This is a genomic window from Ruegeria sp. BJ3, from assembly GCF_056535665.1.
The window spans coordinates 604,510-620,000 of the sequence record NZ_JBQFIT010000001.1 but is presented as its reverse complement, the minus strand read 5'-3'; the positions used below and the strand labels follow the sequence as shown (position 1 = coordinate 620,000).

The window sequence follows — 15,491 nt, the reverse complement described above, 5'->3', positions numbered from 1 at the left end:
TTTGGAACGGCATCAACGGGATGGAAGCTGCACACCCGATAAGGTATCGCCGAAACAACCAGAGACTGTGTGAAGGCCGCCCCGTGTTACTGACCAAAACCATTCCTTTGTCCCTTTCGATCCTGTGGCGCTTTGCGGTGACGTTCCCGATCCTGCTCATCGGCCTTTTTCTGTACGGTGCGTTGGGTGGCGTGATCGGGTTCGTCATCGGGTTGATCCTGCCCGGAACACTGTTCATCGCAACCTTCCTGATCAGCGCCTCATCCGGCGTGATCCCGATCATGGTCGGCGCCCGGTTCGGGTTCCAGTCGAAACTGATCCGACCCGGTGTGGGCTATCGCAAGCTGATCGTTCCCGCCATTACCTATGGCGTGGCGGAGTCTCTTGCGATCGGCCTGATCCTTGCGCCAGTGGTCGGGTTGGCCTTCGTTCAGGTCGCGCCGAATCTGGTTGATCTGACCAAGACCCCCGAAACACCGGCCCTGGACTGGCTGACCTCTGCCGGCGCGTCGGTTTCGGTGGCGGGCCTCGTCGTCACGGTTGCGGTATTCACGGTAGCCTCGGCTGCGCGGGCCAGTCTGCTGGTTCCCCTGGCTGCGGCAGCCTTGGGCAGCGACCCTGACGACCGACCCTATACGCCATTCCGCAATCTGGGTGCCTCCTTTTGGCCGCTGTTTGCTTTGGTGGCCATCAGCTATGTATCAATGATGGTGCTTTACGTCCTCGCCTTTCTGGCCGTGGCATTCCTGGCGGGGCTACCGACGTTGGCAACGTCCGTCACCGAAATCGAAGGCCTGTTCCGCGGTGGGGCCATCGAAAACCCGATCTGGCCTGCTGTGGCCTTGTTTCTCAGCTTTATCCTGGTCGGGCTTTGGGGGCTGAGCCTGCAATCCGCGGGCGCGGTATTGGCCTATCTGAAACTGCAGGACGGGCGCCCCAGCCGCCATATGGTGGATCCGGCCCAGCGCATGGCTCCGCCGGCACCGCCGCCATCGCCCGAGTCCGGTCCGCGCCTGAGTGCAGACGACTTGCGCGCATTGCGCAAAAGCCGTCAGAACCACGACTGATGGTGCACATGAAAAAGGCCCGCCATCTCTGGCGGGCCTTTCCTGTTTCAGCCAAGCCGCAGCTTAGTGGACCACGGCTTCGTCCGGGCGTGGGCGGTCGCTGGTACCCAACCGGTCGCCGATGATCAGACCATCGGGTCCGGCAGTTACCGGCACGGTGTCGCCATCTCGGATGTCGCCGGCCAGCAAAGCCTCGGCCAGCGGGTTCTGCAGGGCACGCTGGATCACGCGCTTGAGCGGACGGGCCCCGAAGACCGGATCGTAGCCTTCGTTGGCCAGCCACTCCTTGGCAGCATCGTCCAGCACAAGATCGATCTTGCGCCCGACAAGCCTCTTCCGCAGGCGGGACAGCTGGATGTCGACGATTGCATCCATGTCCGACCGCTGAAGCCGGTCGAAGATGATGGTCTCATCCAGGCGGTTCAGGAACTCGGGCCGGAAATGTGCCCGGACCGCGTCCATCACGTCGCGCTTGGCCTGCGCCGTGTCGGCCCCTTCGGGCAACTGGCTCAGCGCCTGCGACCCAAGGTTCGAGGTGAGCACGATCAGCGTCTGCTTGAAGTCGACCGTGCGGCCCTGGCCATCGGTCAGGACACCGTCATCCAGCACCTGCAACAGCACGTTGAACACGTCCGGATGCGCCTTTTCGACCTCGTCGAACAGAACCACCTGGTACGGCCGGCGACGGACGGCTTCGGTCAGAACGCCGCCTTCCTCATAGCCGACATAGCCCGGCGGAGCACCGATCAGGCGGGCGACGGCGTGTTTCTCCATGAACTCGGACATGTCGATCCGCACCATCGCGTGTTCGTCGTCGAACAGGTATTCGGCGACGGCCTTGGTCAGCTCGGTCTTACCCACACCAGTTGGGCCGAGGAACAGGAACGAGCCCAGTGGGCGGTTCTCGTCGTTCAGACCGGCCCGGGCCCGGCGAACGGCGTTGGCCACGGCGCGCACGGCCTCGTCCTGGCCGACCACGCGGGCATGCAGCGCTTCTTCCATGCGCAGCAGCTTTTCGCGCTCGCCTTCCAGCATCTTCGAGGTCGGGATACCCGTCCAGCGCTCGACCACGGCCGCGATCTGTTCGGGACGCACCGTTTCCTTGGCCATGACCGCGTTGCTTTCCTGGCTTTCGGCCTCGGCCAGCTTGCGCTCCAGCTCGGGGATCACGCCATAGGACAGCTCACCGGCCTTGGCCAGGTTGCCCTCGCGCTTGGCGATCTCCAGCTCGGCGCGCGCCTTGTCCAGCTGTTCCTTCAGCTCGCGGGCGCTGGCCAGCTTGTCACGCTCGGCCTGCCACTGGGCGGTCATCTCAGCGGATTTCTCCTTGAGCTCGGCCAGTTCCTTCTGCAAGGCCTCAAGCCGGTCTTTCGAAGCCGCGTCATCTTCAAGCTTCAGCGCTTCTTCCTCGATCTGGAGCTGCAGGATCTGGCGATCCAGTTGGTCCAGCTCTTCGGGCTTGCTGTCCACTTCCATGCGCAGACGCGAGGCGGCCTCGTCCACGAGGTCGATCGCCTTGTCGGGCAGGAAACGGTCGGTGATGTAGCGGTGCGACAGGGTCGCGGCCGACACCAGCGCCGAATCCGAGATGCGCACACCGTGGTGCAGCTCGTATTTTTCCTTGATGCCGCGCAGGATGCTGATCGTGTCCTCGACCGTGGGTTCCTGCACGAAGACGGGCTGGAACCGGCGGGCAAGGGCCGCGTCCTTCTCGACGTATTTGCGGTACTCGTCCAGCGTGGTGGCGCCGATGCAGTGCAGCTCGCCCCGCGCCAGCGCGGGCTTGATCAGGTTGGCCGCATCCATCGCACCGTCGGATTTGCCGGCCCCGACCAGCGTGTGCATCTCGTCGATGAACAGAACGATCTCGCCGGCGGCCGCGGTGACTTCGTTCAGAACGGCTTTCAGGCGTTCCTCGAACTCACCGCGGTATTTCGCACCGGCGATCAGGGCACCCATGTCCAGCGCCAGCAGCTTCTTGTCCTTCAGCGATTCCGGCACGTCGCCGTTTACGATGCGCAGAGCCAGACCTTCGGCGATGGCGGTCTTACCCACACCGGGCTCACCGATCAGAACCGGGTTGTTCTTGGTCCGGCGCGACAGCACCTGCATGGCGCGGCGGATTTCCTCGTCGCGGCCGATGATCGGGTCGATCTTGCCCTCGCGGGCGGCCTCGGTCAGGTCGCGGGCATATTTCTTCAGCGCGTCATAGCCCTCTTCGGCATTGGCGCTGTCGGCCGTACGGCCCTTGCGGATGTCATTGATCGCCTCGTTCAGCTTTTGGGCGGACACGGCACCGGCTTCCAGGGCCTCCTTGGCCTTGGATTTGACGATGCACAGCGCCATCAGCACGCGCTCGACCGGTACGAAGCTGTCGCCAGCCTTTTTGGCGATCTTCTCGGCCTCGTCCAGAACCTTGGCGGTCTGACCGTCCAGATAGACCTGGCCCGCGTCGCCGCTGACCTTCGGGATCTTGGCCAGGGCAACATCCAGCGCCTCGACCACGCGCTCGGGCGCGCCGCCCGCACGTTTGATCAGGTTGCTGGCCAGCCCCTGGTCATCATCCATCAGTGCTTTCAGAATATGTTCGGGAGCCAATCTCTGGTGTCCCTCGCGCAGCGCAATGGTTTGCGCCGCCTGCACGAAACCTCGTGCACGCTCGGTGAACTTGTTCAAGTCCATGGCATTCTCCTTTTCCAAGCGCCCGTTAGGTTTGCGCCTGCTTGGCAGCACGCAGTGGTCCGGGCCTCATGGATCAATTTGGGAAATGTCCTCGCAGCTTCAAGAGGGTAGCGGGTGAAAAAACGCTCAGCCGCGGGGAATCGTATAGACGGTATAGCCGCCGGTTTCGGCCACCTGCTGAGCATTCTGCATCTCGACCAGCGACTGCGCGGCGGCGCTACCGGTTGGACACGAGACAAGGTCGGCAGTGTGGTCAAGGAAATTGACGGTAAAGGCGGTTTCGCCGGTCAACTGGCACCAGTCATCTTCGGAACGATAGCCGCCGACTAGGTACAAATCGTCGTTGGTGGGCGGCGGGGCAGCGCCCGTCTCGGGTTGTGGAGGGGCCTCCTCACAAGCGGCGAGCGCGGCCACGGCGGCCAGCGGAAATAGGTGCTTCATGGTCTGTCCCTTTGGTGCAATTTTTGGTCCTGAATGGCGGCACCATAGCACAGTTGGGCCAAAGCGGGGAAACCAGGGCCTCCCCTGCCAGCCGTGGGGGTCAATCGCCCTCGATTTCCCGGATCAGCTTTTTTGCAACGTCGTCGCCCTGCTCGGCCGCAAGACGGTAATATTTCAACGCGCCTTCGATCTCGCCCGCCTCGTGCAGCAAACGGCCAAACTTGCGCTGCGAGGCCATATGGCCAAGCTCGGCCGCCCTGCCCCAGAGCACAAAAGCCGCCTGCGTGTCCTGGGGCACGCCGTCCCGCCCGTGATAGGTCAGCGACCCCAGATTATGCAGCGCCACGACGTCATCCTCTTCGGCGGCCTGGAAATAATACTCCAGCGCCTTTTCGATATCCTTGGGATATCCGTTCTGGCCGGTTTCGTAGATCAAGCCCAGATGCACCGCGGCATCGACGTTTCCGTGATCGGCGGCCCGCTCCAGATAGTCGACCGCGCGGTCCATATCCTGTGTGACATGCGTACCGTCGCGATGGAAAATGCCCAGGCGGACCATAGAAGGATCATACCCAAAGAACGCAGCCCGTTCATAATACTCGAGCGCCTTGTCGATATCGGGCGCGACACCATCGCCGTGTTCATAGCCGTATGCCACGTTGTGCATCCCCATGGACAGGCCGGCATCGGCGGCCGCCATGTACCACCCGAACGCCGTTTCATCGTTTTCGGGAACGATCTCACCCTCGTTATAGAGCGAAGCGAGCGTGTTCATCGCCAGCCCGCTGCCTTCCATTGCCGCCAACTCCGAAAACTCGAGCGCCATTTCCAGCTTGCCGCCTTTCATCAGCGCCCGGCCGAACGCGGCGACGACCTCGGCATCGACATTCTGGTCTTTCAGCAGCAGATCGGCACAGATCGCCATCGCATTCTCGGCGTCCATGTCCGCCCATTCCACCCCGTCGAAATAAGGCGACTGGCCCGGAGCGGCAGCGGCCATCAGGCACTGATATTCTCCATCCGAATAGTCGGGCTCGTATGGCGGATCGTCGGGGTCTGGTTCCGGCCGCGGTCGCAGGTCGGTCACAAGCAGGCGTCGTGTCTCTTCTTTGGGGGTGCTGACCTCCTCCGGTTCAGGTGAGCCTCCATTGAATTCGGCCAGTTGCTCGCGTGCAAGCTGCGAGTAAATCGGGCACTCCGCATAGACCTCGGCAAAGCTTTGGATGGCTGCCGCCGACCCGCTGTCCTTGACGTCCGCCCAGACCAGTCGGGCCTCGCCGCAATCGGTTTCGCCGGCCCAGACAGCGCCCGCCCCGGCCAAAACAGCTGCCGAAGCCATCACACCCAACCGTATCATCCTGTACTTCCCTGCGTCTTTTCTTGTCTGATTGCGCCGCACGCTCTACAGAAGCGCCGATCCCGTCAAGCCTGAAAGGTCGAAACAATGCCCAAAGCCCTGCCCCAAACCGCAGATGACCGCCTGATCGTCGCCCTCGACGTGCCCAACGCGCTGGAAGGGCTGAAAATGGCCGAGACGCTGGGCGACGCGGTATCGTTCTACAAGATCGGTCTGGGCATGCTGACCGGTGGCGGGTTGGCCTTGGCAAACGAGCTGAAGCAGGAGCACGGCAAGCGCATCTTTCTGGACATGAAGCTGTTCGACATCGGCAACACGGTCGAGAATGCCGTGCGGGGGCTGGCGCAGTTCGATCTGGATTTCCTCACCGTGCACGGAGACCCACATGTGGTGCGTGCTGCCAAGGAAGGCGCAGCAGGCAAGGATCTGAAGATCCTCGCGGTGACCATCCTGACCTCGCTGAACCGTGACGATCTGGATGCAGGTTTGATGAAGTCCGGCGACATGCAGGACATGGTTCTGGAACGCGCGACCCGCGCATTCGAGGCCGGCGCCGACGGCGTGATCGCCAGCCCGCAAGAGGCGACCCTGATCCGCGCCCTGCCCCAGGCCAACGGCCGGCTTATCGTCACCCCCGGCGTGCGGCCGTCCGGGTCGGACCTTGGCGATCAGAAACGCGTGGCGACACCCGCCGCCGCAATCAATGACGGGGCCGATCACATCGTGGTCGGGCGGCCGATTTATCAGGCCGCCGACCCCAAAGCTGCAGCCGATGCCGTTCTGGCCGAGTTGCGTTCAGTGTAACCTTTCGAGGACAAGTCGCGGCAAATCCCCGTTCCGGAAGCACGATTTGGCGCGCAAGCGGTTGACCTTGCGTCACTTTTAGCCGTGGCCGCGCCAAATTGCCTCTGTGCCCCAAAACACACATGAAAAACACGAGTTTTGGGACCTGCTTCGTAAGCCTATCGAAATCGACATTTTTGGGCGATTCTGATCAAGAGACACTCCCCAACGGGCTGCGTCTTCCTGAGGCCCGTTACCTCCCCCCGCGAAACTGCGGGGGGTCTTCTTGTCGGCCCCACCTTTTCGTTCAATCGCTTTGCGCTGCAGCGTGCGGTGTTGTACTTTTGGCACCTCGGCCAGACCGCTCATTCGCGGTGCCCGTGGAAAGGAAATGATGCCCGCTCTCTGTCGCGATTGCCTTGCCAGTCTTCACGACGAACGGCGCTGCCCCTCCTGCGGCAGCCCGCGGGTACTGCGACATCCAGAGCTGTTCGACCTGACCATCGCCCATATGGATTGCGACGCGTTCTATGCCTCGGTCGAAAAGCGCGACAACCCCGAACTTGCGGACAAGCCCGTGATCATTGGCGGGGGACGGCGTGGCGTGGTGTCAACGGCCTGCTATGTGGCGCGTATTCGCGGCGTGCGCTCGGCGATGCCAATGTTTCAGGCGCTGAAACTATGCCCCGATGCAGTGGTGATCAAACCGCGCATGTCCGTCTATGTCGAAGTCTCACGACAGATCCGCGCGATGATGGACGAACTGACACCGGATATCGAACCCCTGTCACTGGACGAGGCATTCATGGACCTGTCAGGCACCCGGCGGCTGCATGGCGCGCCGCCCGCGGTGATGCTGGCACGGCTGGTCAAACGCATGAAAGACGAACTGGGCCTGACCGGCTCGATAGGGCTGTCGCACAACAAGTTTCTGGCCAAGGTGGCGTCCGACCTGGACAAGCCGCGCGGGTTTTCCGTGATCGGCAAGGCGGAAACCGCCGAGTTTCTGAACGACAAGCCGGTGCGGTTGATCTGGGGCATCGGACCGGCTGCGCAGGAGTCACTGGAGCGGGCCGGCATACGCACATTCTCGGACTTGCTGCGATGGGATCAAGAGGCCCTCACGGCGCGCTTCGGCTCGATGGGCTATCGGCTGTGGCACCTGGCCAGAGGGCAGGACAAGCGGCGGGTTTCGGCCCACGAGCCGATGAAGTCGATCAGCAATGAAACAACGTTTTTCGAAGACACCGCCAACCCCGACATTCTGGACGGTCACCTTTGGCGCATGGCCGAAAAGGTGGCCGACCGTGCGAAGGCCAAGGGGCTGGCCGGGCGGGTCGTGACGCTGAAGCTCAAGAAGGCCAACCACAAACTGCTGACCCGCCGGGTCTCGTTGCGGGATGCGACACAGATGGCCGACCGCATCTACCGCACCGCCCGCGGGCTGTTCGATCAGGTCGGCGATCAGGGCCCCTATCGTCTGCTGGGCTGCGGATTGGCAGATCTGTGCGCCGAAGATCAGGCCGACATATCCGGCGACCTGCTGGACCCCGGGGCCACGCAACGCTCGAAAGCAGAGCGTGCGACCGACGAGATCCGGCGAAAATATGGAACTGATGCAATCGTGAAGGGCCGAGCGCTGCGGTGACTCTTCCTATTCTGCGGCCAGCCGTGCCGGCTGAGAACCAATTCGGGCGATATCCGCGATGACTTCTTCCAGAATATCCCTGAACGCCAGGAAATTGGCGTTGGGCTCGATCGTGTTCTCATTCATGTAGAGCGCCCGGTCGATCTCGATCTGAATCGCATGCTGATGACGGGCGGGCCGCCCGTAGGTCTGGGTCACGTACGCCCCTGCAAAGGGCGTGTTCCGGGCCACTGTCAGACCGGCGGACGAAAAGGCCGCTTCGATCTGATCAACAATGACGCCCGATGCCGAGGCACCAAACCGATCCCCCAGCACGATCTCGGGACGGCGCCCCTTGGGGTTCCCAGCCATGGCAACGGCCTCGTGCGGCATCGAGTGGCAGTCGATCAAAATGGCCTGTCCGAACATGTCGATCGATTCGGCCAAAAGAGACTTCAAGCGGGCGTGATAGGGGCGCCAATAAGTGTCGATGCGCAGGCGCGCTTCGTCCATCGTAAGCTTGCCGCTGTAGATTGCGCGACCGTTGGACACGACACGGGGGATCACACCCAACCCCGACACCACGCGCGGGTTGTGTCCCTGACGGCGCGCGCCGAGAATCAACGCAGGATCCAGTTCCTCGGCGCTGCGGTTGAGGTCAAGGAACGCGCGCGGCATCTGCGCCGCAATCAACGGTGCGCCATGGATCGAGGCCGAAGCGAACAGTTGATCGACAAAGGCGTCTTCGGAAGAGCGAATCACATTGCGGTTCAGAACCGAACGATCCAGAAAGCCCGGCAAATAGTTCCGGCCGCTATGTGGCGAAGAAAAAACAACGCTCGACGTGCGTTCTGCGGGCATTTCCAAAGCGTATGCGGCACTGTGCATGGCCTCTCCTTCTTTGCCGATAACATAGACCGGAAAATTGTTGGACCAAACCCCTTGAACCCCTTCGCGACTCCTTTTATAGACCCCTCCACCGGCGCGGAGATCCGCGCCCCGTTTCGTTATGGGGCAGGATACGCAAAGGGAAAGTGGGCGGTTAGCTCAGCGGTAGAGCACTTCGTTGACATCGAAGGGGTCACAAGTTCGATCCTTGTACCGCCCACCATCGTTTCACTGTTTCGGGTCTGACCCGGGGCACCCGCTAACCCAGGCGCTGGCCACGTCCTTGATGAAGGCGCCGCAGAATTGGAGAGAGACCATGAAGGTCAAGAACTCGCTCCGCTCGCTCAAGAACCGGCACCGCGACTGCCGGGTTGTGCGTCGCAAAGGCCGCGTCTATGTGATCAACAAGACGCAGCGCAAGTTCAAAGCTCGTCAGGGCTGAGAACGGCAAATCGCTGTTTCAAAGAACCGCGCCTCCGGGCGCGGTTTTTTTGTGCCGCGCGCTGAGACGGACCGTTCGTGTTAGGCTGTCCAAAACAGCCGGGAGCGCGAAACGAATGAAACACTCTTGCATCGACATACTGGTGGGCACCACCAAGGGTGCCTTCGTGATCATCGGAGACTCGGATCGCGCATCTTGGCGCGTTACGGGTCCGCATTGCGGCGGCTGGCCCATCAACCACGTCGTCGGAGATGACGAAACCGGGACACTCTGGGCCGGCGGTGGCGGCGACTGGCACGGAGCCGGAGTCTGGCGCTCCGAGGATGGGGGCCAGAGCTGGGAGGTCACCAAGCTCACACAGGGGCAGCAGGACGAGTGGGCCGCAAACGATCCCGACTTTGCCGAGTTGATCGGTTGGACCGGTGAAGCAGCACCGTTCGGCGACGAGTTCTCGCAGATCTGGTCGCTGCATTGTTCAGGCGGCGCATTGTACGCGGGAACAAAACCGGCGCGGCTGTTGGTCAGTTCGGATGCTGGGCAGACCTGGGAAACGGTCAATGGCCTGACCGATCACCCCTCGGCCGAAGAATGGTCACCGGGGGCCGCAGGCTTGGTGCTGCACACGATCGTTTCCGATCCAGACGATGCGGAAAAGCTTTGGGTGGGCATATCGGCGGCCGGAGTATTCGCCTCGGAAGACGGCGGCACTACGTGGGAGCGGCGCAACCGGCTGTCGAACGCCGAGAGTTGCGGCCAACACGACCATCCGGCCGCGCCGCGGGACGGTCAAATCGGTCATTGCGTGCACAACATGGTCCGGGCGCCCGGCAGCAAAGGGCTGCTGTATCAACAGAACCATCATGGTGTCTGGCGTTCGTCCGATGGCGGGCGCAGCTGGGACGATATTTCGGGCGGGTTGCCGTCGACCTTTGGATTCCCAATCCACGTCCATCCCCACGATCCCAATACGATCTGGACCTTCCCCCTGAATGGAGACAGCATCGGACGATACCCGCCAAATGCGGCGGCGGCGGTCTGGAAGTCGACCGATGGTGGTCAAAGCTGGACCGCTTGTCGCGAAGGGCTGCCGCAGACCAGCTGCTTTTTCACTGTTCTGCGCCAGGCGATGGCAGGAGATTGTTGCGACCCTGCGGGTGTCTATTTCGGAACCAACAGCGGCTCGGTGTTTGCAAGCGCCGACGAAGGCGAAACCTGGACCGAGATCGCCAGGCATTTGCCGACCATTTTGTCGGTCGAGACAATTCAACGCGTGCGCTAGCCATGCCTGTCCGGCGCACTTAAACACGCTGCGGCAAATTAGACCAAGTAATTTTGTCGGATTTTCTTGCATCCCACCCGGAATCGTTTAATTGAGCAAATCAGTCGGGAAATACCCCGCTCATGAGATTCGACAACCGGGACATCCACAGATGAAAACCACGAGCTTTATCGCCGCCGCACTGTCGGCCCTGATCGCCGGATCGGCCGCCGCTGAAGGCGAGCTGAACCTGTACTCCTCGCGCCATTACGACACCGACGAGCGTCTCTACACCGATTTCGAAGAAGCCACTGGCATCAAGATCAACCGCATCGAAGGCAAGGCCGACGAGCTGATCGCGCGGATGGAAGCCGAAGGCGCGAACTCGCCCGCCGACATCCTGCTGACCGTGGACACCTCGCGCCTGGCGCGGGCCAAGAACGCCGGCCTGCTGCAGGCGGTCGACAGCGACGTTCTGGAAGAGCGCATCCCCGCCAACCTGCAGGACGAAGACAACCAGTGGTTCGGCTTCTCGCAGCGCGCGCGCATCATCTTCTACGACAAGAATGACGTGACCAACCCGCCGGCCACCTACCTGGATCTGGCCGACCCTGAATACAAAGGGCTGGTTTGCATCCGGTCGTCCAGCAACACCTACAACCAGACCCTGCTGGCCTCGATCATCACCCATCATGGTGCCAAAAAGGCCAACGAATGGGCCGAGGGCGTCGTGGCCAACATGGCGCGTGAACCTCAGGGCGGCGACACCGATCAGCTGCGTGGAATCGTGTCCGGTGAATGCGAAATCGCCGTGTCGAACTCGTACTACTTTGCACGTGCCCTGCGCAAAGACGTCAAAGGCCTGTCGGACAGCGTCGACATGATCGGAATTCAATTCCCCGCGCAGGATGCCGAAGGCGCACACATGAACCTGTCGGGTGCGGGCGTCGCGGCCCATGCCCCGAACAAGGACAATGCGGTCAAGTTCCTGGAATACCTCGCCAGCGATCAGGCACAGGTCTACTTCTCGAACGGCAACGATGAATTCCCGGCCGTCCACGGTGTCGATCTGGCCGAGAACGTGGCCGCTCTGGGTGAATTCAAGGCCGATGAAGTGAACCTGTCTGAAGTCGCCAAGAACATCCCCGAGGCCCAGAAGATCTTCAACGAGGTTGGCTGGAAGTAAGCCGCCATCATATCGAGCAGTTGAAGGGGCGCAGCACAGGCGCCCCTTTTTATTTTATTTATTTCTGCTATATATCTCATTAATGAAACTGTTTCTCGGATATGAGACATGCTAGACAACCTGTCCAGCCGCCTCGCCCGCCACCTGAGCGACCTGCGCCGCAGCCGGGGCTGGTCGCTTGAACAACTCGCTCAGGCCAGCGGGGTCAGCCGGGCCACCCTGTCGCGCATGGAGAAGGCCGAGGTCAGCCCGACGGCCGAGAATCTTGGCCGATTGTGCGCAGCCTACGGACTGCCGATGTCGCGCCTGTTGATGATGGTCGAGGACAGCTTCGACCCCAAGGTTCCTTACGAACGGCAGATCGAATGGCGCGACCCCGAAACCGGGTTCACGCGGCGGTCGGTGTCGCCGCCCTCGGCGGGGCTGACGGGCGAGGTTCTGGAATGTCACCTCCCACCCGGCACAACGATCACCTATGACGCACCGCCTCGCCCCGGGCAGGAACATCACTTGATCGTGCTGGATGGCGCACTGACCCTGACCGTTGATGGAACGTCCCATGCGCTGAACGGGGGTGATTGCCTCCGCTATCATCTGTCAGGCGCGACCCGTTTTGAAACCGAGGCGTCCCGCGGCGCACGCTACATTCTGGTGCTGATATGATTACACGCCTGACCGAAACGACTTTTGACCAAGCGGTGGAGGATCTGGCGGATGTCCTGCATGGCTGCGTGCATACCGGCGCCAGCATAGGGTTCGTTCTGCCGTTTTCCCGTGACGCCGCGCGCGCCTATTGGCAGGAGCGCGTGCGCCCGGCGCTGTCAGCCGGAGAACTGGATCTTTTCGTGGCCTATGGCGACGGACGCATCCAAGGGACGGTTCAGCTCATTCCGGCTGCGATGCCCAACCAGCCGCACCGCGCCGATGTGGCCAAGCTGCTGGTGCATCCCGACGCACGGCGGCGCGGGCTGGGCCGTGCCTTGATGGGCGCCCTGCAGGAGCGCGCCGTCGAACTTGGCCGAACCCTGTTGGTGCTGGACACGCGCAGCACAGACCCGTCGCGCATCCTGTACCAAAGCTTGGGATTCGAAACCGCCGGAGAGATTCCCGGCTATTGCCGCAACCCGTTCGAACCCGTGTTCGAACCCACCATCTACATGTACAAGGCGCTGGGCTAACGCAGCACCAGGTCGGCCGCGCCCGAGTTCTGCACCACGCGCCGGGCGTTGGGAATGTCATTGGCGAAGGCTCGGCGCTCGGCTTCGTCGCGCGGCAAGCCCAGCCCTATCCAACGGTCCAGCAACCGCGCCTCGAGCGTGGGCAACGGCACGTCCAAAAACACGGTCAGCGCCCACAGATCGCGCAGATCGCGCCACCCCGGTTCGTCCAGCAGGAGATAATTTCCCTCGACGATCACCACCTTCTGGTCGCGGGTCACGAACGAACAGGCGGCGATTGACTTGTCGAGCACGCGGTCGAACTCGGGCACGGCGACCTCGTCTTCGGCCTGAAGGCGGCGCAACAAGGCGTGAAAGCCCGGCAGGTCGAATGTCTCGGGCGCGCCCTTGCGCGGCAGCAGATCGCGTGCCGTAAGGATCTGGTTGTCATAGTGGAAACCATCCATCGACAGCAGCCCGGTCGGAATGCCGCGCCCCTGCAGCGCCTGTTGGGCAAGCGCGGCCACCGTGGATTTCCCCGCGCCCGGCGGCCCGGCCACGGCGACAAGCTGGCGCGCTTCGCCGCTCGCCAGCCCGGCCACGGCTTCGGCGATCCGCTCGGCCAGCGCCTGCGGCGATGACCCTTCGGTCGTCATGCCGCGCGATCCTGTTCCGGCGGTTCTTTGGCGCCCGTCATGAAGGCCACGGCATCGGACATGGTGTAGTCTTTGGGGTCGATCACGCAAAGCCGCTTGCCAAGTCGATGCACATGGATGCGGTCGGCCACTTCGAACACATGGGGCATGTTGTGGCTGATCAGAATGATCGGAATGCCACGCGATTTCACGTCCTGGATCAGTTCCAGAACCCGGCGGCTTTCCTTGACACCTAGCGCCGCTGTTGGTTCGTCCAGGATGATGACCTTGGACCCAAACGCCGCCGCCCGGGCTACGGCCACACCCTGACGTTGTCCACCCGACAAGGTCTCGACCGCCTGGTTGATGTTCTGGATCGTCATCAGCCCCAGTTCGTTCAGCTTGTCGCGGGCGAACTTCTCCATCGCCGGACGGTCGAGCATCCGGAATACCGAGCCCAACGGCCCCTTGCGCCGGATCTCGCGCCCCATGAACATGTTGTCGGTGATCGACAGGGCGGGCGACATGGCCAACGTCTGATAGACCGTTTCGATCCCGGCTTCGCGCGCGTCGATGGGCGAGTGGAAATCGACCTTGCGCCCTTCCAGCCAGATCTCGCCCTCATCCGGGGCGACGGCACCGGAAACCGCCTTGATCAAGGTCGATTTGCCCGCGCCGTTGTCACCGATCACGGCCAGGATTTCGCCCGGCATCAGGTCGAAATCGCAATGATCCAGCGCCGTGACCTTGCCATACCGTTTGACCAGATTGCGCCCTTTGAGAATGGGTTCCATCACGCTGCTACCTTTCTGATCCACTGGTCCACGGCCACGGCGGCGATGATCAGCATACCGATAAGAAGGAAAGTCCACTGCGCATCCGCGCCCAACAACCGCAGTCCGAGGGTAAACACGCCAACGATCAGCGCCCCGAACAACGAACCCAGGATCGATCCGCGCCCCCCGAACAGAGAAATGCCTCCGATCACGACGGCGGTGATGCTTTCGATGTTGGCCAACTGCCCCGAGGTGGGCGAGACCGAGCCTATGCGCCCGATCAGCGCCCAGCCGGCAAAGGCGCAGATCAACCCCGACAGCATGTAGACCGACATCAACGTGCGATGCACGTTCACGCCCGACAGCTCGGCGGCCTCGGGGTCGTCGCCCACGGCATAGACATGGCGCCCCCACGCGGTATGCCGCAGCGCATAGGCCAGCACCAGGATCAGCACCAGCATGAAGATCACCCCGACCGTGAATACCGCCCCGCCGACATTGAACTTGGCGCCGAACAGCTGAAGGATCGGGGCGTTGGCCTCGATTTCCTGCGACCGGATGGTTTCGTTCTGTGAATACAGGAAGTTGGCGGCCAGAACGATCTGCCACATGCCCAGCGTCACGATGAAGGGCGGCAGCTTGACCCGGCTGACCAGGAACCCATTCACCGCGCCGATGGCGGTCCCGATGGCCAGACCGCACAGGATCGCCACCGTGGGCGGCAGCCCATAGCGGAAGGTGAACTGGCCCATCACCACCGAGGACATGACCATGATCGCGCCCACGCTCAGATCGATCCCGGCGGTCAGGATCACAAGACTCTGGGCGGCGGCGACGATGCCGACGATCTGTACCTGCTGCAGGATCAGGGTCAGTGCGAATGGCGAAAAGAACTTGGCGCCCAGCAAGGCGCCGAAAATCAGGATCGCCGCGACCAGAACGATCAGCGGCACCAGCGACGGGTTCACATGCAGAAAGCGTTGGACCGTCCCCATGAAACCGCGGTGGTGATCTTCGAATTCGGCAACTTGTTCCGGGCTGCCTTTGGCTGCGGCTTCGAAGTCGTCGGACTGTCTCGATGTGTCGGACATCAGTGAGGTTCCCCCATGCGTCAAGCTCCCGTCTTGGGGCGACTCTAGCAAAATCTCGGGTGAGGTCGTGGTTCAATTCAGGGGCCGCGCGCTGCGGCCCC

At 62.3% G+C, this 15,491-nt stretch carries 15 protein-coding genes and 1 tRNA gene; 9 read left to right on the top strand and 7 right to left on the bottom strand.

The window, feature by feature from the left end; all coding sequences use genetic code 11:
* Positions 1 to 83: 83 nt before the first annotated feature.
* Positions 84 to 1,067: a hypothetical protein gene (locus ACR3EL_RS03170; protein ID WP_170342864.1), complete on the top strand. Its 984-nt coding sequence runs from the start codon at positions 84 to 86 to the stop codon at positions 1,065 to 1,067.
* Positions 1,068 to 1,130: 63 nt separating this feature from the next.
* On the opposite strand, the gene clpB is transcribed toward ACR3EL_RS03170, so the two are convergent.
* From clpB to ACR3EL_RS03155, 3 genes are all read right to left on the bottom strand, one after another.
* The gene (gene clpB / locus ACR3EL_RS03165; protein WP_170342866.1) at positions 1,131 to 3,749 is read right to left on the bottom strand and encodes an ATP-dependent chaperone ClpB; all 2,619 of its coding nucleotides are present in this window, start codon (positions 3,747 to 3,749) and stop codon (positions 1,131 to 1,133) included.
* 126 nt (positions 3,750 to 3,875) lie between these two features.
* The gene (locus tag ACR3EL_RS03160; RefSeq protein WP_170342868.1) at positions 3,876 to 4,190 is read right to left on the bottom strand and encodes a hypothetical protein; all 315 of its coding nucleotides are present in this window, start codon (positions 4,188 to 4,190) and stop codon (positions 3,876 to 3,878) included.
* Positions 4,191 to 4,290: 100 nt separating this feature from the next.
* A complete protein-coding gene (locus ACR3EL_RS03155; protein WP_170342869.1) occupies positions 4,291 to 5,547 on the bottom strand; it encodes a tetratricopeptide repeat protein in 1,257 nt (418 codons plus the stop codon).
* 87 nt (positions 5,548 to 5,634) lie between these two features.
* Between ACR3EL_RS03155 and pyrF the strand changes: the two genes are divergently transcribed.
* Both pyrF and ACR3EL_RS03145 read left to right on the top strand, forming a co-directional pair.
* Positions 5,635 to 6,351, top strand: a complete 717-nt coding sequence (gene pyrF / locus ACR3EL_RS03150) for an orotidine-5'-phosphate decarboxylase (RefSeq protein ID WP_170342871.1) — start codon at positions 5,635 to 5,637, stop codon at positions 6,349 to 6,351.
* 373 nt (positions 6,352 to 6,724) lie between these two features.
* Entirely contained in the window at positions 6,725 to 7,978 is a 1,254-nt protein-coding gene (locus tag ACR3EL_RS03145) for a DNA polymerase IV (RefSeq protein ID WP_170370165.1), read from the top strand.
* A 6-nt stretch (positions 7,979 to 7,984) separates the two neighbouring features.
* Here ACR3EL_RS03145 and ACR3EL_RS03140 read toward each other — a convergent pair whose 3' ends face one another.
* Positions 7,985 to 8,845 carry an N-formylglutamate amidohydrolase gene (locus tag ACR3EL_RS03140; protein WP_170370167.1) on the bottom strand — a complete coding sequence of 287 codons (861 nt, stop codon included), beginning with the start codon at positions 8,843 to 8,845 and terminating at the stop codon, positions 7,985 to 7,987.
* 148 nt (positions 8,846 to 8,993) lie between these two features.
* On the opposite strand from ACR3EL_RS03140, the gene ACR3EL_RS03135 reads away from it, so the two are divergent.
* From ACR3EL_RS03135 to ACR3EL_RS03110, 6 genes are all read left to right on the top strand, one after another.
* Positions 8,994 to 9,068: transfer RNA gene (locus ACR3EL_RS03135), tRNA-Val, on the top strand.
* Positions 9,069 to 9,161: 93 nt separating this feature from the next.
* Positions 9,162 to 9,287 (top strand): type B 50S ribosomal protein L36, encoded by a 126-nt coding sequence (gene ykgO / locus ACR3EL_RS03130; protein ID WP_005648635.1) that lies wholly within the window; start codon positions 9,162 to 9,164, stop codon positions 9,285 to 9,287.
* A gap of 115 nt (positions 9,288 to 9,402) precedes the next feature.
* The gene (locus tag ACR3EL_RS03125) at positions 9,403 to 10,566 is read left to right on the top strand and encodes a WD40/YVTN/BNR-like repeat-containing protein (RefSeq protein WP_170342876.1); all 1,164 of its coding nucleotides are present in this window, start codon (positions 9,403 to 9,405) and stop codon (positions 10,564 to 10,566) included.
* A gap of 151 nt (positions 10,567 to 10,717) precedes the next feature.
* Positions 10,718 to 11,731, top strand: coding sequence for a Fe(3+) ABC transporter substrate-binding protein (locus tag ACR3EL_RS03120; RefSeq protein WP_170342878.1), 1,014 nt, complete (start codon positions 10,718 to 10,720; stop codon positions 11,729 to 11,731).
* A gap of 108 nt (positions 11,732 to 11,839) precedes the next feature.
* A complete protein-coding gene (locus ACR3EL_RS03115; protein WP_170342880.1) occupies positions 11,840 to 12,394 on the top strand; it encodes a helix-turn-helix domain-containing protein in 555 nt (184 codons plus the stop codon).
* A complete protein-coding gene (locus ACR3EL_RS03110) occupies positions 12,391 to 12,909 on the top strand; it encodes an N-acetyltransferase family protein (protein ID WP_480720385.1) in 519 nt (172 codons plus the stop codon). The genes ACR3EL_RS03115 and ACR3EL_RS03110 overlap by 4 nt, the downstream gene beginning before the upstream one ends.
* Here ACR3EL_RS03110 and ACR3EL_RS03105 read toward each other — a convergent pair.
* From ACR3EL_RS03105 to ACR3EL_RS03095, 3 genes are read right to left on the bottom strand one after another with little or no spacing between them, the layout of a single operon-like run.
* A complete protein-coding gene (locus ACR3EL_RS03105; protein WP_170342884.1) occupies positions 12,906 to 13,544 on the bottom strand; it encodes an AAA family ATPase in 639 nt (212 codons plus the stop codon). The genes ACR3EL_RS03110 and ACR3EL_RS03105 overlap by 4 nt on opposite strands.
* Positions 13,541 to 14,317: an ATP-binding cassette domain-containing protein gene (locus ACR3EL_RS03100; RefSeq protein ID WP_170342885.1), complete on the bottom strand. Its 777-nt coding sequence runs from the start codon at positions 14,315 to 14,317 to the stop codon at positions 13,541 to 13,543. The genes ACR3EL_RS03105 and ACR3EL_RS03100 overlap by 4 nt, the downstream gene beginning before the upstream one ends.
* Positions 14,317 to 15,390: an ABC transporter permease gene (locus tag ACR3EL_RS03095; protein ID WP_480720382.1), complete on the bottom strand. Its 1,074-nt coding sequence runs from the start codon at positions 15,388 to 15,390 to the stop codon at positions 14,317 to 14,319. The genes ACR3EL_RS03100 and ACR3EL_RS03095 overlap by 1 nt, the downstream gene beginning before the upstream one ends.
* Positions 15,391 to 15,491: the final 101 nt, after the last annotated feature.